This is a genomic window from Gilliamella sp. B2838 (assembly GCF_026536185.1).
In the GTDB taxonomy this organism is placed as follows: domain Bacteria; phylum Pseudomonadota; class Gammaproteobacteria; order Enterobacterales; family Orbaceae; genus Gilliamella.
In genome coordinates this window covers 84,536-103,975 of record NZ_JAFNOO010000007.1, presented here as the reverse complement: position 1 = coordinate 103,975, position 19,440 = coordinate 84,536, and the positions used below count along the sequence as shown (strand labels likewise).

Below are 19,440 nucleotides of genomic sequence, written 5' to 3'. Positions count from 1 at the left end.
AAAGTTTTTACAGTTAGATTGAAATTGATTTGAACAATGTACTTGGGTCTTTTTTATATTAGAAAATATCTGTTACCTTAAACATTTTGACAAGAAATAGTTAATAATAGATTTAGTTATTGTGTTATAATTCCGACCTTTAATATTTTATTTGAATCAAGAGGACCTATATGGACTTTTTAATTTCTAATGCTTATGCAACTGAAGGGGCTGCGGCTGAAAGCAATCCTTATTTTTTACCTATCATGTTGGTTGTGTTTGGTCTGTTTTTCTATTTTATGATTATGCGCCCACAACAAAAACGTGCTAAAGCCCATCGTGAACTTATGGCTTCGATTTCAAAAGGTGACGAAGTGTTAACCAATGGTGGACTTATTGGTCGTGTATCTAAAGTTAACGACAATGGTTATATTGCGTTAGAGTTAAATGATACAACAGAGGTTGTTATCAAACGTGACTTTATCACATCTGTTTTACCAAAAGGGACAATGAAGTCACTATAATAGCAAAAGCTGTTATAGTTCATTGTGTTAATTAGCTAATTCCACAAGAGAATATGTCGTGTTAAATCGCTATCCTTTGTGGAAGTACATTATGTTGGTCGTCGTTATTCTCGCCGGCCTACTTTATGCACTTCCAAATATTTATGGTGAAGATCCCGCTATACAAATTTCCGGTTCAAATACTGCTGAAATTAATGTTGCTACCCAAGATAAAATTAAAAAACTCTTGACTGATAATCATATAGAACCTAAATCATTTGTCTTTGAAAATAAATCTATTTTAATTCGTGTAGGTGATAATGATACTCAGCTCAAAGCCAAAGAGTTAATATCACAAGAGTTAGGGAATGATTATATTGTTGCACTCAATTTAGCACCAGCAACTCCAGCTTGGTTAACGGCTTTAGGTGCCGAACCAATGAAACTTGGTCTTGATTTACGTGGTGGTGTTCACTTCTTAATGGAAGTTGATATGACAACAGCACTCAGTAAGCTCATTGAACAATCGACTGAAAATTTAAAATTTGAGTTAACAAATAGCAAATTAAATTATGCAGCCATCAATAAAGAGGGCAATCAACAAATTGTTGTGCAATTTGCGAATATTGAAGATCGTAATAAAGCTATCACTAAAATTAATGGTTTACCAGATTACAAACTTACCTCACAAACTGAAAATAGTATTACTATCAATATCAGTGAACAGCGTTTACAACAAGCCAAAAATGATGCTGTTCAACAAAATACCACTATTTTACGTAATCGTGTAAATCAATTAGGTGTTGCCGAGCCTATTGTGCAGCGTCAAGGTTCAGATCGCATTGTGGTGGAATTACCGGGTATTCAAGATACTGCTTTAGCTAAACGTATTTTGGGGGCTACAGCCACCCTTGAGTTTAGACAAGTAAATGAAGATAACACCCCTAATTTACCCGCTATTATCAAAGGCGATATGCGCGTACCATATGGTTCTGAAATCAAATATATGGAAAACGGGCGCCCTGTTTTGCTCTATAAACGTGTAGTACTAACTGGTGATCACATTACTGATTCTTCATTCAGAGTCAATGAATATAGCCAACCAGAAGTTGCTATTACGCTTGATAGTTCTGGTGGTAAAACGATGCTAGATTTTACTCAGAAAAATCTCAAAAAATCGATGGCAACGTTATTTGTCGAATATAAAGATACAGGAAAACGTGACGAAAATGATAAACCTATTCTTGAAAAACAAGAGCGGGTAATCAATGTTGCGACAATTCAAGGTATTTTTAGTGATCGTTTTCAGGTGACAGGGATAAGTAGTGTTGATGAAGCTAAAAATCTATCCCTACTATTACGAGCTGGCGCCTTAATTGCACCGATTCAAATTATCGAAGAGCGTACAGTTGGACCATCAATGGGACAAGAGAATATCACACAAGGTTTAGAGTCTTGTGTTTGGGGACTACTTATTTCTGTCTTCTTTATGCTCATTGTTTATCGTCTATTTGGTGTGTTTGCTAGCCTTGCGTTGGTTGCCAACTTAATACTAATTGTGGGCGCTATGTCATTATTACCAGGCGCAACATTAAGTATGCCAGGTATTGCAGGGATTGTATTAACAGTAGGTATGGCCGTTGATGCTAACGTTCTTATCAATGAACGAATTAAAGAAGAGCTCAGTAATGGTCGCGGTGTACAACATGCCATTAATGAAGGTTATGCTGGGGCTTGGAGTAGTATTTTCGATGCGAATATTACCACATTAATTACCGCGGTTATTCTTTATGCTGTGGGTACTGGCTCGATTAAAGGATTTGCTATCACCTTGGGTATCGGTATTGTAACATCGATGTTTACATCGATCGTAGGTACTCGAGCATTAGCTAATTTGATTTATGGCGGTCGTCGCGTTAATAAGTTATCAATTTAGAGGTTTATTGTGACTGTTGATAAAAAAGAAAATCATGATGTTAGAGAACTAAATCATGGACGCAGAGTGCTCGACTTTTTAAAATTTGGTTTTATCGCTTTTGTGATTTCAATGCTACTCGTAGTCGCATCAGTTGTCGTTATCTTTGTTAAGGGTTTTAATCTTGGACAAGATTTCACCGGCGGTACAACCGTTGAAATTACGGTGACAAAAGCAGTTAATCTTGATGATCTGCGTAATAGTTTACGGGACGCCGGTTATCATGAGCCCGTCGTGCAATACTATGGTAGCAGTAAAGATATTATCATTCGATTGGCTGCGGCTAAACAAGAAAACGGTACGGTATCATCTGTTATTGATAATGCGTTAGGCAGTAAAATTTCTAATTTAATCCATAAAGATATTGATGCTGATGCGCAGATTAAACGTATTGAATTTGTAGGTCCGACTGTTGGTGCTGAATTAGCACAAGATGGTATCTTAGCGATTTGCGCTGCGTTAATTTGTATCTTGATCTATATCGCGTTTCGTTTTGAATGGCGATTTGGTACGGGTGCAGTAGTTGCATTAGCGCATGATGTTGTGATAACTGCTGGTTATTTATCGTTATTTCAACGTGAATTAGATCTAACGATTATTGCTGCAATGTTATCCATCATTGGCTATTCTCTTAACGATACCATTGTTGTATTTGACCGAATTCGTGAAAACTTTAGAAAAATTCGTCGAGCTTCTCCTTATGATGTCATTAATATTTCGTTAACCCAGACTTTACACCGCACTCTGATGACTTCAGGAACAACACTTGCAGTTGTGATTATCCTGTATATTTTTGGCGGTTCAATGTTAAAAGGTTTTTCTGAAACATTAGGCGTTGGTATTATTTTAGGGACAATTTCATCAATTTATGTTGCTGCTTATATGTCACTTAAATTAGGTATAAAACGCGAACATTTTATGCCACCAAAAGTGGAAGTTGAAGGCGCAGATCAACCATCGATTTTACGTTAGTTATATAAAGCTCTTTCACATATTGAAAGGGCTTTATTTGATTGTTTTTTTAACAATTAACATCAAATAGATTGACACCTATGGTCTAGTTGCATATCATTACCACCAGTTTTTATCCCTTTCTATATGGGGCCATAGCTCAGCTGGGAGAGCGCAACGCTGGCAGCGTTGAGGTCAGGGGTTCGATCCCCCTTGGCTCCACCAATTCAATATTTCGAAATATTCTTTTTAAACCCAGCAAAACACATCAAATCAAATCATAAGTTTAAAAGACTAGGGTAATACTACCTACTGACAGCGTGATCAATATGTTTTTATTTTAAGAATTACCATAATCAACCCATTTACCTGTTTTTTCATCTCGTACACCCCATTCTAAACGGCTCTCTAATATGGCCTGTTGTACTTTTGGGGGATAGTCCGATAAGGTGGTTTCTTTTGGGATCGGTTTGCCTTTTTTGCCTGCTTGTCGAATGACCTTAGGCCAACGAGGTTGCCAGCATAAACACTCCGAAATAAAGTAACCTACGGTATAAAAGGGCAATAAAATTAGAAATACTGGGATTAATAAAATATACATCCAAAATGTTGGGGCATTTTTTGCTGCGTGTATCATGGGTTTGATATGCCCTTCTAAACCGTGAAAAGGCATGGGTAAATGGGTACTTAAATGGGGTTTAGGCAGATTGTCCGGTCCGTGCTCCATATAACGGCGGATAAATTCCCACTCGTCTTTATAGTCTTGACCGTTATAGGTGTTTTTACCAATGCCCACTGAGTGCGCTACCGGAAAACCGGTTTTATAGGGGTGAAAGGTCATTAAATTGACCATATTGGTGCCGCCCATATCCGAGCCACTCTCGCCAAAGTTCGACGGCATAATATGTTCCCATTTAAATACCACTGTGCCACCACAGTATTTAGGGCGCTGAATATAGACTTGCCTTGTCACCCGATTAAAGCGTACCCGAATATGGCGTATGGTAAAAAGTTCAAAACGGTAAATATAACGGAAATAGCGGATACATAAATAAATTGAAACTAAAAATATAAATGTAAAAAATGTAAAAGCTGTTGTATAACCAGCAATTTTATCTGTTTTATGATTATACAATAAAATAAAACAATATATAGAATTATAAGCAGAACTCACAGGTATCATAAATATAAGTAAACTAATCCATGCTAAAATACCTCGAAAATTTTCAAACATCCCGCCTCGAATTTCTAGATAGCGATCGTTATACGCATAGTAGGGACCTAACGGCCTAGGATTATCACTGACCGATTCTTGGGTATAGTCTTTTTGCACTTCTTTGAGTGTCATATCGGCATTGATATAACCCATTTTCAATTTTTTACGGGTTTCGGATTTCATGGCGTTTCCAAACCATAATAAAAATTCGCCTACGTACATTTACCTTATATCCTATTTTTCTTTTTAAACATTATGTTTTTATTTTAAGAATTACCATAATCAACCCATTTACCTGTTTTTTCATCTCGTACACCCCATTCTAAACGGCTCTCTAATATGGCCTGTTGTACTTTTGGGGAATAGTCCGATAAGGTGGTTTCTTTCGGAATCGGTTTGCCTTTTCTGCCTGCTTGTCGAATGACCTTAGGCCAACGAGGTTGCCAGCATAAACACTCCGAAATAAAGTAACCTACGGTATAAAAGGGCAATAAAATTAAAAATACTGGGATTAATAAAATATACATCCAAAATGTTGGGGCATTTTTTGCTGCGTGTATCATCGGTTTGATATGCCCTTCTAAACCGTGAAAAGGTATAGGTAAATGGGTACTTAAACGGGGTTTAGGCAGATTGTCCGGTCCGTGCTCCATATAACGGCGGATAAATTCCCATTCGTCTTTATAGTCTTGACCGTTATAGGTGTTTTTACCAATGCCCACTGAGTGCGCTACCGGAAAGCCGGTTTTATACGGGTGAAAGGTCATTAGGTTGACCATATTGGTGCCGCCCATATCCGAGCCGCTCTCGCCAAAGTTAGATGGCATAATATGTTCCCATTTAAATACCACTGTGCCACCACAGTATTTAGGGCGCTGAATATAGACTTGCTTTGTCACCCGATTAAAGCGGACCCGAATATGGCGTATGGTAAAAAGTTCAAAACGGTAAATATAACGGAAATAGCGGATAATTAGATACATTGAAACAATAAAAACAATTATGCAATATATTAGTACAATTATATCCGATACAATATCATTTGATTCATGATCAATTAATTCGGAAATAACACTTAATCCTATATAAAATACATGAAAAGGAATTAGAAAAACAAATAAACTAATCCAAGTCAGAATTCCCCGAAAATTTTCAAACATCCCGCCTCGAATTTCTAAATAGCGATCGTTATACGCGTAGTAAGGTCCTATTGGTCTGGGATTATCACTGACCGATTCTTGGGTATAGTCTTTTTGCACCTCTTTGAGTGTCATATCGGCATTGATATAACCCATTTTCAATTTTTTACGGGTTTCGGATTTCATGGCGTTTCCAAACCATAATAAAAATTCGCCTACGTACATATTAAAAAGTCTCCTGTATGGCTTGATGCCATTCTGTAAGTTCTTCGCCGAGATCATCAAATTTTTTACGTTTAAGTTTGTCACTAAAACAGCAGCGATCAAACCATTTTTGCATAGCATTAATATCAACGATAATCAGGTAGATACTGACCACAATAATAATCATCGAAACGTAAAAACTGATTAATGCCAGCGCCGCTGCCATTGCTCGACCGATAGCAAAGCGACCGATGACTAACCCGATTTCAGCCACTTTTACCCAAATAGTCCGTTCGATACTGGTTGTGATAATATTATCTAACCAAGGCACTAATGCCCCTAGAGTAACTAAAAATTGGGAAATACTAAATAATATTGTAGCTAGAGCCCTAGTAGAATAAGCAATAATGATAATTTTATTTTTTTCTTTAATCGCATCAGAAATATCCAACACCGCCGATATTCCTCCTGCAATTAACGATAAACTTGCCGACCATAAAAATAATCGCCCAAAAGCAGTATAGGTGACGGTAGCGGTTTTTGATGTTGGTTTGTTTTCGATACAGCACTTTATTGCACTGGTCAGGATTTGCGCGCCTGCTGCTGTAGTTGCCATTAGGGATGCGCTTAGTTCGGCTAATTCCCGGGTATTCTTCCATTCACGATTGATTATTTTTTTGAGTGTTTCGTAACTACTGAATGCAAATATCATCATGGCAATTTTGGTATTAACTAAATCGGCATTATTAAAATTTTCACGCGCAACTCGTGTTATTTGTGAAGCCCCCCGTTTAGGTGTGGCTTTAAAAGAATGACCATTGATATTATAGCCCGAGTCATACATCTCCAAAGCTTTATCACTAATATGTGCAAAAATTAGGTTACCTAAGCGGTTTTTAATATTTTGATTAAATTTTTGAGTTGTGACGCTTAAAAAGCTTCTGACTAAATCAGCAAAAGTAACCGATAATAACGCTATGGGAAAGCCTCGTTTCGCTAATTGTTCTATAAGCGGGCCTGTCTGATTAACATGTTCTGTCAATTTGTTAAGTAGGTTAATGGCTATATCCACATCCGGCAGATGTCCTTTATTGTCATATTCGTTAATTGCTATATTTTGTTGGATGTCCAGATACTCGTTAATATCGGCGATTAAGGTTTTATTATTAAAAAGATAGGCTCGCATACTTAAATTTGTAGGGGTTATTTGCGGTTCAAGCCACCATTCGTCCAAAACTTTTCTGACTTTTGATGAACTATTTGCACCACACAGGCAAACTCCCATTTGTAATTGAAACATAATTCCGTCTAAAGGAATGGTATCATCATATAAATATAAAGCCGAGAGTAATTGCTGTGATTTTAACCATTTTAAGTAATCATCGATACGCTTTTCGGCAAGTTGTTCGGCGAACTTGCTGTGTTTATTGAATTCTTCTTCAAATTTTTTAAGCTTATCTTGTGATAAGCGATTCCAATATTTTTCTTTAAATTCATCTTCTGATAGCTTTTGGGTATAAACGTTATCAATATTTTCAACATACTGTTTTCTGTCTTTTTCAATTCCTCTATTTAGAGCTTCTTTCATTTCATCTGATAATTCAGCGTCATCACCAGATGTTATAAGGTAATCATAATATTGCTCTTGTTTGTTTATCATTTCTTTAATGCGTCTTTCTCGAAATGATTCTTTAAAACCTAATAGCTGTCTTAAGATAATTAAGCGGTGTTCGTTGGATATGCCTTCCGAATCTTTGCTTTCCATCCAAGGTTTCATCTCTTTTTCAAGTGCTTGATGATATCGATTATTTAAACTTTGGGTTATGCCAATTGCATCATTAACGACTATTGCCACACCTTGACGCTTTCTTAACTTGTTATATAGCGATATATAGCGTATGTAAGTTCGTAGTATATTTTTATCATAATAGGTGGTGCGAGTAGTATAAATATATTGGATAACTTGTAATTGCCTATTTGCGGCATCTCGTTCCCCTGTTCTAAATTCAAACACGGGTTTGCTGTTTAAAAACGCTTCTTGCTTAGCTATATCAATTGCTGTTGATATTTCGAGAATATTTGTCAGAATATCTTGGGTTTTTAACGAAGTTTGGCCATTACGAATCTGGTCTGGTGTCATGCCTGACAGTTCAAATTCTGGGGTATCTTGATAAAGTTCTAATCTGGCATTACTGATTTTATTTGGACTGAATACAAAATAGATTTTAAAGATGTCTTTACTGTTTTTAAAACTAATATATGATGCATCGGCGCCGTCAGTTGCAATGTTGCAGTTATATGTGGGGGGAATATTCGGTATGGTGTTGTTGTCGCTATATTCCGTTAAGCAACCCTCAGAGCTGGACGAAAATATTCGCCACTTTTTTTGCCCGTTTTTAAAATCTACAAGCACATATAAATACCCTTGACGTAATATTTGTAGACAATAATTAGAGTGTTCTAATGGTATGTCTGACACCATTTTTTTGGCAAAATCAGGTAACTGAGGCAATTCTATTTTTGCCTCAGAACCATCTTTTAATACCTTATTTTGGGCTAAATAGCCTGTGATTGATAACCGAGTTGGTAGAACAATTAAATCGCCTTCTTTTTCTTGGCATTTTGGGCAGCGTTTGCCAGAATTATTTTCGTAGGCTTTTGCCATTAATATTGTATATAATAATTGATCAATTGCTGGCATCTTCATGTTCCTTATCTAAACTATTAAAATATTGTTCCAATTGGCTAACTGTCTGATTTCTGATTAGATCGATAAATAAATCATGATCAATTTGTTGGAAAACGTGTTCTGATTTAACCATTGAATAGTTGACTATATAATCCATTTTTTGCTGATCAGGTTTATTAAATGTTACCGAGTAAATCCAATCCAGTAACTGCCAAAGTGTGCTTTTCTGATTATTAGTTAATGGTTTTTTTGCTTTTTTACTGTTTGATGTTCGTAAGCGTTATAGTGTTGTGCTAGTTTGATTTGTTGCCATTGTATGGTCGTTATTTTATAGTTGATATCCCACAGTATTAATTCGGGCTTATGGTGTAATTGCACATAATTATCTTGCCAGTAGTACCAATATTGCACACAACCTAACATTTTGCTTATTTGTTGTTTGTCAAAAATATTAACTAGATGCCTAAGAACCTGCGGATCATAAAAGCGTAATATAAAATAATTTGCCTGATATGACATAAACATTGCATTGCTAATGTGTTGTTGTATATCTTTAATCGTATAAGGTGAAGCGATCAATGCGATTAGTGATGTTTGATTGTTTTTTAACTCCGCTACTAGTGGATTAATATCAGCAGACCCTTTTTTTATTGTGCATAATTGCAAACATTCATGATCAGAGGATACGGTGTCTTGCCTGTCTCTGATTGGTACTATTGAATCGAATTCAACATTATGTTCCCAAAAAAAATTGTCATTAATTTGTGGATCAATTAAAAAATGTATTTGTCCAAATCGCTGAATTTGTTTTGCGATTATTTTATTGATTTCCTGTTCTGGTATGAGTTCAATCATTATTGCCTTTCCACAACAATTGCATGTTTTTCAGCTTCGTCCTGCTTGACTCCATTGCAAATTGGAGGCAATTCATTTTGAATATTTGTTTGCGCTGTTCCCATTTTTTGCATCGCATTGCATTTAAAATAGGCATTAGCTGGCGAACCTAACTCAATACCTGCTTCGTTGATTTTTATGTACGAACCACCGCATATTAATGTCATTTCTTGTGTTGCTGTAAACTCAACATTACCGTCAACACTATCAATTTTAATATCTTGTTTAGCCGCCATATTTAGATTGGCATTTTGGGCTTGTACGTTAATATCGCCTTGATTAGCAAATACTTTCATCCCCGATTTGTGGGCAAATAATCCTATCGCTTCACCCGATGATAATGTGATGTTTTTTAATGCCGTGATGTCGGTTTGGTTTTCTGTCGTGACCGTCACACTGTTATCCGTCGATAATTGAATATTTTCCGGACTAGTTAACGCAATGCCTTCTTGTGCATATGCGAGAATGCCACTGAGGGTTAAGTTGGTTAAATTTGCCTTGAGCTGGTCTTGACTGTCGGTGTCTGCACTGTGTGCTTGGGATTGATTGGCAGCATTTTGCAGTGCTTTGGCTATCGATAAGGCGTTTTCTAGTTGTGTAATCGCACCTTGCATGTCTAGTTGATTGCCCTGTGCTTTCGGCTCGGTTTGACTGGTCAGATACAATCCTCGGTTCGCCGCAATTGCCCCCCATTCATCGGTACGTAGCTCAAACCCTTCACCCCGTTGTTCTTTGTTATTGTTAACAAGATGTCCAATATTGAGTTGTGTTTTGCCGTATTCGGTCGCCAGCTTGATATGCTCTTGCCCTCGTTTGTCATCCATGCGTAATTTATTATTGGTTGGTGTACGAATCACATTGCGATGTTTGTTTATGGTAGTTACATGGTCGGGGTGCGTACTGTCATGCATGGCATGGGCAATATACGGGCGGTCTGGATTACCGTCCATAAACGCAATGGCAACTTCCGTGCCGTCTATTAGCGGAAAGTGGAAACCATAGGTGCCACCTGCATACGGTTTTGCCAGTCTGACCCATAAACTTTCACAACCTTTTTTCCACTCTTTTAGGTCATAATTAAATTTAACCCGATACCGTCCTTGGGTATCAATATAGCCGTAAGTATCATTGTCTGGGCTGGTCACCCGTGCAGGTAAAGAGCCCATGATTTGTGGCCACATTAAGGGCGCAGGGCGGTATGGTTTTAATACCTGATATGGTATGGCGGTAAAACTTAGTTCGTAAGCATCTGTGCGATTGCCTTTACCTTCCACGCTTAAAATAATTACACCATCATCAATATCAACTAGCGGACTGCCGTTAATCTGAATACGTTGTCCCGGTGTCAAATTTGCACGATTGCTTTTTCCGCTAATTACTATTTTTTGACTAATTGCCTGTTCATGTCGAATTTGGGCATACCATTGCCCGCTTTCAATAAAATAGTGTTGTTCGATTTGGTTTTTGACGTTATCTTTATCGCCACGTTGTTTATCTTCTTGAATATTCGGGCTTGACCCTTTGTAGTGCTCACCATAACGGTAATCAATTCCATAAGTGGTGCTGTCATTGGGTTGAGTATTGACATAACCCAGTAAATTGGCTTTGGCGTCACGGTAGTTGTAATCTTGAACCTTAACCGATGACTCCACAACCCGACTGCGTAACTGAATATCCCAGATACTTTCTGTTCCGCCATCTAATGTGCCATTGGGTAATCGATAATCAATGTTGTTGACTTGCTCATAACCTTGTTCGTAATCACCGATAACTATCACATCACAATTGTGTTCGGCATGGGTTTCAAAACGAAACCAAACACCAACATCGGCTAACAGACGTTGTATAAAGCTTAAATCACTCTCTTGCCATTGAGTAATAAATTCACGTTCAGGATAGCGATTGTTTAATTCTAGCCGATAATCAATGCCAGTAAAACCGTGACTGTGTAGCACTTCTTCAACCACACTAATCACACTTTGGTTTTGGTATATCGCATTATTACGATTCAGTGCTAATTTTGCTAAACGGGGAGACAACACTATCTGATAATGTGCCTGTTCTTTACTTACCGATAACAAACTAAAACGGGTAATAACACCATAAATTTTACGTAAGTCACTTTGAACAGGTAGCTCACTTAAGGAACGAATTGCTGTTCCCAGCATGTTTTTAATAGCAGGATTAAAAGAAAATGACGCATTTTGGTTAAGTAACGTATCGGGTGATAAGGTTTTATCAATGCTAGTGAATTCAATGGTGTAATGCCATGGTTGATTAAGCTGTTCATTCCCTTGAACGCGTAAAACAGAAATAGGCGAAATTAGGTTATCCACCGTTAAGGTGTAGCGATTGTGGCTCACCTCTCCCGTTAATTCATTCAATAACCCTTCACCAAGTTGATTGATAAGTGGGAATAATTTGTTCGCCATTTTTGGGTCCTTTTATACACTTATTATTAAGTATTATTCGATAGTGATTATCTAAACCAAGTAAATAATTACTTTTTTTAAAAGAATTTGCAATAACTAATTTTAGTAAATAACGTTATAAAATATTTAATTTTATTTATATAGAATTGAATGTATTGTTGTATGCTTGAAATTAACCGGTAACCGTTCAATCCCATTTTGGGATCAAAAAAATTAAAGCTTATTCGATAAAATTATTTTTTTGCGAGTAGATTTATTCATTGAGAGTCAGTACACGAGCAATTTCATAGCATTTAATCTTGTTGCTCATTATTTTGTGAAATTTTAATGCTTATTTTAGTGGACAATGCTTAAAAATTATTTAGTCGTTTTTCTATAATGATTATAATTAGTGAACTACCTTTTTAAATTTTAATCTTGGTAAAGTGTAATTATGTTATAATTTCGCGACATTAATTATCTATTCGCTGACCTTCAATTATTTTACTAATCTAACAAAAGGAATATCTTATGAAAAAATTCATATCAGTATTTTTCTTGTTTATGACATGTATTAGTTATAGTTATGCTGATTCACTACAAGAAAGTTTTAAAAAACAGCCTTCATCCTCCAGTAATCCTAAATTTACTGAATATAAAGCTCAATTAGCTAATGATTTATTTTTGTCTTTTTTTGTTGATGATCAAGAACAAAAAGCGGTTCCTGTTTTAATCAAAGAGGGTAAAAAATACCAACCAATTAGTATTAAATATTGTATTAAAAATACTGATGAGTGTTGGCGGCAAATCATTTATCACAACGCTTTATCTCATATCACAAGTAATTTAGATAAACCCGAAAATAGAAAAGATTTACTGATATGGAAGATTGAATATATTGATAGTAATCAATTAAATGAAACTGACTTTTTACAAACGCCACTGACAGGTGCTTTACCGAATGGTGATGATGATTATGATCCCTATATTCTTTGGCAATCTGATTTAAGTCTTTATTAATAATATTACCGGTTCATTTTATTGGTTGGTCGTTAAGTTAATATAATGTAGATGAAATTTAATAAATCTAATTTTTTAATCTTTAATTATATTAACTTACGCGAAATTTTTTGATATCGAAATTTTTTATATTGAGTATTTGAGCATATTGTTAAATTTTATAACGCATCTAGCTGCATAGAATATCTTATCATTTTTATCATTGTTGTGGTTGCTCACTAAATTAGTGTTAAATAACTGCACAAAATGTTATTGTTATTTGCGCACTAAAGATTCGTCTATTCTTATTAACATATTTCAATTGATATTGTTAACAATCTAAATAGACTCCGGCAAATACATACTCTTTTCACCTGTATCTATAATATTATTTAATTTCAAATGTTATTTTAATTATTATGTACTATGGCTAACTTTATCAATTATTACGGTTGATCATGCATAATGAGATTTAAATACTGCTATAGCACAAGATATAACACCCTATTTAATTTCAGTGCTAACTAAATAAACTTAATATAGCGACGTTATCATGATAACGAAAATTGATTGATGTTATTGTCGGCATTTATGATTAAATTGAATAATTTAATTTTGCTCATTTAATGGAAGTTTGGCAAAATAGGTAACATTATTATCAATAGCATATTAACTCTATAATTTTGATAAAAGTGTTAAGCTTAAAACTATTTATTAAGCTAATTGAATAGGAATAGCATTAGGATGATCAACCAAATCAAACAAAAATTATATACAATACTTGTATCAAGTTGTATGAGTGGGTTGGTCATGTGTTCGTTAGCGGTTAATGCTCAAGAAAATCAACAAAATATACCCCAAAGCAACGCTGCACCAAATGTACTTTCAATAAATGAATCTAATGACAATAACTTAATAGATTTTGTTGGTCCAAAGCCAGTAACTGAAAAAATTTATCACCAAACTGTTTTTTCGCTATTAGGTGAACCTAAATATCACGATGGTTTTCAATATGTTAATTACGTTAATCCTTATGCGCCAAAAGGTGGCATAATTAAATTAGCAGAAATTGGTACTTTTGATAATTTTAATCGTTATGCTAGTCGAGGAGCCCCCGAAAAAAACTCAGGATCATTATATGATACTTTGTTCACAAATTTAGCTGATGATATTACAAGTTTTTATCCGCTTATTGCTACCTCGATTACTTATTCCGACAAATATCGTTGGGCTGAAGTTTCAATTAACCCCAAGGCACGTTTTCAAGATGGAAAACCTATCACCGCACAAGATGTTGAATTTACCTTTCATAAATTTATGACAGAAGGTGTTCCACAGTATCGAGTATATAATCAGGGCATTAGTGTTAACGCTATTGATAATTATCATTTGCGCGTTGAGCTACCAGCAAGCGATCGTGAAAAATTGCTATCCTTCGTTGGTAATCTGCCGGTTATTCCAAAACATTTTTGGCAAGATCGTAATTTTTCAGAACCATTAACTATTCCTCCAGTTGGCAGTGGTCCTTATTTTATTAGCGATTATAAAATGGGGCAATTTGTTGTGTATAAACGTAACCCTAATTATTGGGCTGTGGATTTACCGGTAAATAGGGGAATGAATAATTTTGATGAAAAACGTATTGAGTATTATATGGATAGCAGTGTTTCGTTAGAAGCATTTAAAGCCGGTGAGTATGATTTTCGTGGAGAAGGCCAACCCAAAAATTGGTTTACCCAATATCAGGGGCAGTATTTTGATGCCAAGGATATTATCAAACAAGAAAAATCTGTACAAACAGCAACCGATAGCAAATGGTTAGCGTTTAACTTACAAAAAGATCTGTTTAAAGACATTAATGTACGTAAAGCCATTACGCTGGCATTTGATTTTGAATGGTTAAATCACGCTTTTTATTACGATAGTTATAAAAGGCCTTATAGTTTTTTCGAAAATACCATTTATGCAGCGATTGGTAAGCCAAGCGAACAAGAATTAAAGTGGTTAATGCCGTATAAAAACATTATTCCCGATGCTGTGTTTGGTGATGCTTATTATGTGCCTAAAAGTGATGGTCAGGGTTTTAATCGCAATAATTTATTAACTGCAGCTGAATTATTAAAACAAGCGGGATGGATCATCAAAAATGGTCAACTAGTGAATACAACAACCAATCAGCCTTTTGAGTTTGAATTGGTTACCTATCTTGGCGATGATATTAAATATGCTATTCCTTTTCAGCAAAATTTAGCCCGTTTAGGTATTACCATGAAGATTGTTTCACTTGATTACACTCAAGTGACTCGTCGCTTACGTGAACGCGATTACGATATGATGCCACGGACTTATAATGCGTTTAATTATCCAACATCAGATTTGATGATTTTATGGGGTAGTGAGTATCTCAATTCATCATGGAATGGTTCAGGACTACATAACCAAGCAATCGATAGTATTATTGATGAAATAACTAAGAATGTTGGTAATCAAGCTGAGTTAATTTCGCTTGGTCGAGCGCTAGATCGCATCTTAACGCAAGAGTATCCTATGATTCCAATGTGGTATAACAGTAAAACCTATTATGCTTATTGGAACAAATTTGGGCAGCCAGCGATTCAGCCAACTTACGCTATTGGTGTCGATAGTTGGTGGTACGATGCTGACAAAGCAGCTAACCTGACAAAGAATCGGAAACATTAATATGCTCAATTATCTTATTCGTCGTTTATTATTGATTATTCCAACGTTGTTTGTGATTTTAACGATCAACTTTTTCATTGTACAAATTGCGCCTGGTGGTCCGGTCGATCAAGCACTAGCGATGATTGAAAATGGTCCAGATTCTGGTCAAGCATTATTACCGGGGGGGGATAATGCAGCGGTAAAATTATCACAGCATAAAAATGAGTCTAATTATCGCGGGGCACGCGGGCTTGATCCACAAATTGTTGCAATGATTGAAAAACAGTATGGCTTTGATAAACCCATTATTGAACGTTATTTTGATACTTTAAAAAAATACGTGTTATTTGATTTTGGTGACAGCTTTTTTAAAAGTGAATCGGTATTAGGTTTAATTGCTAAAAGTTTACCGGTTTCGATTTCGCTTGGTCTTTGGAGCACGTTGATTGTTTACCTTATTTCAATTCCTTTAGGTATTAAAAAAGCTGTTAAAGATGGCTCGGTATTTGATTTTTGGTCAAGTACATTAATCATTATAGGATATGCAATACCTGCTTTTTTACTCGCTGTATTGTTAATAATATTATTTGCGGGCGGTAGTTATTGGGATCTTTTTCCATTGCGAGGGTTAGTTTCAACGCATTTTGAGCAACTCGATTTTTGGGGAAAAGTAAAAGATTACGCATGGCATATTTGCCTACCGACTATTGCGATGGTTATTAGTGGTTTTGCTTCACTGACTATGCTAACTAAGAATTCATTTTTAGATGAAATTCGTAAACAATATGTGTTTACCGCAAGAGCAAAAGGTTTAAGTGAACGACAAATTTTATATAAACATGTGTTTCGTAATGCGACACTATTAATTGTGTCAGGTTTTCCTGCTGCCTTTGTTGGCATTTTATTTACCGGTTCGTTATTGATCGAAATTATTTTTTCACTCAATGGGCTTGGGCTATTAGGCTATGAAGCCATTATTCAACGTGATTACCCAGTCATTTTTGGATCACTATATATATTTACGTTAATTGGGCTAATTGCCAAACTGTTATCTGATTTATCTTATATGATAATCGATCCACGCATTGACTTTGAGGCACGCAACTGATGAACAGCCATTATTCTATTAATCAGCAACGTTGGCAACGATTTAAACATAATCGACGTGGATACTATTCGCTTTGGCTGTTTTCTTTGTTGTTTGTTATTAGCTTGTTTTCTGATTTTATCGCCAATGATAGACCGATTTTTGTCAAATACCAAGATAACTATTATTCGCCTATTTTTCACTTTTATCCCGAAACTGAATTTGGTGGACAATTTAGCACTCAAACAAATTATTTAGATCCAAAAGTACAACAAAAAATAGAATCTAATGGTTGGATTTTATGGGCACCTTTTCGCTATAGTTATAATACGTTAATTTATGACACGCCAACGACGTTTCCAACCCCACCTTCAGCGTCGCATTGGTTAGGGACAACTGATGCAGGTTTTGATGTGCTTGCTAATATTTTATATGGTTTTCGTATTTCGATGTTTTTTGCCATTTTACTGACCGTTTTTACTACAATTATTGCGGTAATTATTGGTGCAATACAAGGTTATTACGGCGGTAAAATTGATTTAATCGGACAACGCTTTATTGAAATTTGGTGTGGATTACCAGAGTTGTTTGTCATTATTCTACTTGCCAGTATTTTGCCCCTTGATTTTTGGTGGTTATTGGCCATCACGGTACTATTTGGTTGGATGGCTTTATCGGGTATTGTACGAACTGAATTTTTACGAACACGTAATTTTGACTATGTACGTGCAGCTAAAGCCATGGGAGTCGGTGATGTTAAAATTATGTTTCGTCATATTCTTCCTAATGCAATGGTAGCAACATTGACATTTTTACCTTTTATTTTATGTGGTTCAATTACTACTTTAACCTCGCTTGATTTTTTGGGATTTGGTTTGCCTATTGATTCCCCTTCACTTGGGCGTTTATTGTTACAAGGAAAAAATAACTTGCAGGCTCCATGGCTTGGTATTAGTTCATTTTTGATTATTGCTACTTTGCTTTCGCTGCTTATTTTTATTGGAGAAGCAGTTAGAGATGCATTCGATCCTAACAAAGGAGGGTATCGATGAGTTCTCCTTTACTATCTGTTGAGGATTTAAGTATTGCTTTTAAACATGAAAGTAACACATTATTGCAAGTGGTAAATAATATAAGTTTTGATATTCACGAGCAAGAAACCCTAGCATTAGTCGGCGAGTCAGGCTCGGGTAAAAGTGTGACCGCTTTGTCTATTTTGCGTTTGCTACCTAAAAGCTTAGTGTCTTACCCTACTGGTGATATTGTGTTTGAAGATCAATCTTTACTACATGCACCTGATAAAGTACTTCGTCAGATTCGCGGCAATCAAATCAGTATGATTTTCCAAGAACCCATGGTATCGCTTAACCCACTACACACGGTAGAAAAACAGTTGTACGAAGTGTTATCTTTGCACCGGGGTATGCGCGCTAATGCTGCTCGAAGCGAAATTTTACAATACCTTGATCGAGTTGGAATAAAAGATCCAAAAAATAAATTGTCAGCTCTTCCCCACCAATTGTCTGGCGGCGAACGGCAGCGAGTAATGATTGCGATGGCAATTTTGACTCATCCTAAATTATTGATTGCTGATGAACCTACAACCGCATTAGATGTATCAGTACAAGCACAGATCATTCAGTTACTTAAAGAGCTAAAAAATGAGTTAAACATGAGTATGTTATTCATTTCTCATAATTTAGGTATTGTCAAAAAATTAGCCGATAAAGTTGCTGTTATGCAGCAAGGTGACATTGTTGAATATAATAATAAGCAGCGTATTTTTTTACGGCCGGAACATGCATATACGCAAACATTACTTAATTCAGAACCGAGTGGCGATCCTGTTCCATTACCTGATACACCCGGAATATTATTGAATGTTAATCATCTTGATGTTGAAGTGACTACTAAAAAACGACTTTTAAGTAGCCAGAAAAAGAAAATTGTCGACAATGTTGGTTTTACTGTGCATCAAGGTGAAACAGTTGGCATTGTTGGGGAGTCAGGTTCGGGTAAAACAACTACCGCATTAGCGGTGTTGCGTTTGATAAAATCACACGGTGATATCTTATTTGATAGTTATCCAATACAACATTTGACGGGAAAAAAATTACTGCCATTTCGTAGCAGAATCCAAGTGGTATTCCAAGATCCGTTTTCGTCACTCAATCCTCGTTTTAATATAGAACAGATTATTTGTGAAGGTTTAACGACTCATAAAAAATTGACTAAAGCAGAACAAGAGCAGGCATTAATCGATATAATGCAAGAAGTCGGGCTTGATCCTAATATGCGATACCGCTATCCAACGGAGTTTTCTGGGGGACAACGTCAACGAATAGCGATTGCGCGAGCTTTAATCTTAAAACCTGAATTGTTAATTCTAGATGAGCCTACGTCATCTTTAGATCATACGATTCAAAAACAAATAATTCATTTACTCAAATCATTACAGCAAAAGCACCAGCTTAGTTATCTATTTATTAGTCATGATTTAGCCTTAGTTTATTCAATGTGTCATCAAGTGGTTGTGATGAAAGAGGGTAAAATTGTCGAGCAAGGCTCGCGAGAGAAGATCTTTTATTCTGCGCAAAATGAATATACCAAAACGTTACTTTCGTTTTTAGATAAACCACTTAAACCTAAAAATAAAACATTTATTCATGCAGATATGGTAAATAATAAAGATAAAAATGAGGCAAAAGTAG

The 19,440-nt window shown here is 35.8% G+C and carries 13 protein-coding genes, 1 tRNA gene and 1 pseudogene; 9 read left to right on the top strand and 6 right to left on the bottom strand.

Annotation, left to right across the window (positions count from 1 at the left end; all coding sequences use genetic code 11):
* The first annotated feature begins 170 nt into the window (after positions 1 to 170).
* The 4 genes from yajC (at position 171) to J3U63_RS08880 (ending at position 3,633) form a co-directional block, all read left to right on the top strand.
* Positions 171 to 503 (top strand): preprotein translocase subunit YajC, encoded by a 333-nt coding sequence (gene yajC, locus J3U63_RS08895; RefSeq protein ID WP_267334439.1) that lies wholly within the window; start codon positions 171 to 173, stop codon positions 501 to 503.
* 58 nt (positions 504 to 561) lie between these two features.
* Positions 562 to 2,418 (top strand): protein translocase subunit SecD, encoded by a 1,857-nt coding sequence (gene secD / locus J3U63_RS08890; protein WP_267334437.1) that lies wholly within the window; start codon positions 562 to 564, stop codon positions 2,416 to 2,418.
* Positions 2,419 to 2,427: 9 nt separating this feature from the next.
* On the top strand, positions 2,428 to 3,429 hold the full coding sequence (gene secF / locus J3U63_RS08885; protein WP_267334435.1) for a protein translocase subunit SecF: 1,002 nt from the start codon (positions 2,428 to 2,430) through the stop codon (positions 3,427 to 3,429).
* Positions 3,430 to 3,557: 128 nt separating this feature from the next.
* Positions 3,558 to 3,633: transfer RNA gene (locus J3U63_RS08880), tRNA-Ala, on the top strand.
* Between the two features lie 115 nt (positions 3,634 to 3,748).
* Here the strand turns inward: J3U63_RS08880 and J3U63_RS08875 are convergent.
* The 6 genes from J3U63_RS08875 to J3U63_RS08850 all read right to left on the bottom strand — a co-directional run bounded on the left by J3U63_RS08875 (position 3,749) and on the right by J3U63_RS08850 (position 11,982).
* A complete protein-coding gene (locus J3U63_RS08875) occupies positions 3,749 to 4,807 on the bottom strand; it encodes a DUF6708 domain-containing protein (protein WP_267371324.1) in 1,059 nt (352 codons plus the stop codon).
* A gap of 83 nt (positions 4,808 to 4,890) precedes the next feature.
* Positions 4,891 to 5,949: a DUF6708 domain-containing protein gene (locus J3U63_RS08870; RefSeq protein ID WP_267371322.1), complete on the bottom strand. Its 1,059-nt coding sequence runs from the start codon at positions 5,947 to 5,949 to the stop codon at positions 4,891 to 4,893.
* 40 nt (positions 5,950 to 5,989) lie between these two features.
* Positions 5,990 to 8,668 (bottom strand): T6SS effector BTH_I2691 family protein, encoded by a 2,679-nt coding sequence (locus J3U63_RS08865; RefSeq protein WP_267371320.1) that lies wholly within the window; start codon positions 8,666 to 8,668, stop codon positions 5,990 to 5,992.
* Positions 8,655 to 8,813 carry a hypothetical protein gene (locus tag J3U63_RS08860; RefSeq protein WP_267371318.1) on the bottom strand — a complete coding sequence of 53 codons (159 nt, stop codon included), beginning with the start codon at positions 8,811 to 8,813 and terminating at the stop codon, positions 8,655 to 8,657. The genes J3U63_RS08865 and J3U63_RS08860 overlap by 14 nt, the downstream gene beginning before the upstream one ends.
* A gap of 80 nt (positions 8,814 to 8,893) precedes the next feature.
* Complete coding sequence (locus tag J3U63_RS08855; RefSeq protein WP_267371316.1) at positions 8,894 to 9,511, bottom strand: DUF4123 domain-containing protein; 618 nt, start codon at positions 9,509 to 9,511, stop codon at positions 8,894 to 8,896.
* The gene (locus J3U63_RS08850) at positions 9,511 to 11,982 is read right to left on the bottom strand and encodes a type VI secretion system Vgr family protein (protein WP_267371314.1); all 2,472 of its coding nucleotides are present in this window, start codon (positions 11,980 to 11,982) and stop codon (positions 9,511 to 9,513) included. Before J3U63_RS08850 ends, J3U63_RS08855 begins: the two co-directional genes overlap by 1 nt.
* A 510-nt stretch (positions 11,983 to 12,492) precedes the next feature.
* Between J3U63_RS08850 and J3U63_RS08845 the strand changes: the two genes are divergently transcribed.
* The 5 genes and pseudogenes from J3U63_RS08845 to yejF all read left to right on the top strand — a co-directional run.
* Complete coding sequence (locus J3U63_RS08845) at positions 12,493 to 12,981, top strand: hypothetical protein (RefSeq protein ID WP_267371311.1); 489 nt, start codon at positions 12,493 to 12,495, stop codon at positions 12,979 to 12,981.
* Between the two features lie 723 nt (positions 12,982 to 13,704).
* The gene (locus tag J3U63_RS08840; RefSeq protein WP_267371310.1) at positions 13,705 to 15,660 is read left to right on the top strand and encodes an extracellular solute-binding protein; all 1,956 of its coding nucleotides are present in this window, start codon (positions 13,705 to 13,707) and stop codon (positions 15,658 to 15,660) included.
* 1 nt (position 15,661) lies between these two features.
* On the top strand, positions 15,662 to 16,750 hold the full coding sequence (locus J3U63_RS08835; RefSeq protein WP_267371308.1) for a microcin C ABC transporter permease YejB: 1,089 nt from the start codon (positions 15,662 to 15,664) through the stop codon (positions 16,748 to 16,750).
* A complete protein-coding gene (locus J3U63_RS08830; RefSeq protein ID WP_267371306.1) occupies positions 16,750 to 17,781 on the top strand; it encodes an ABC transporter permease in 1,032 nt (343 codons plus the stop codon). The genes J3U63_RS08835 and J3U63_RS08830 overlap by 1 nt, the downstream gene beginning before the upstream one ends.
* Positions 17,778 to 19,352: pseudogene (yejF, locus tag J3U63_RS08825) on the top strand (microcin C ABC transporter ATP-binding protein YejF); the annotation flags it as partial. The gene J3U63_RS08830 and the pseudogene yejF, both read left to right, overlap by 4 nt.
* Positions 19,353 to 19,440: the final 88 nt, after the last annotated feature.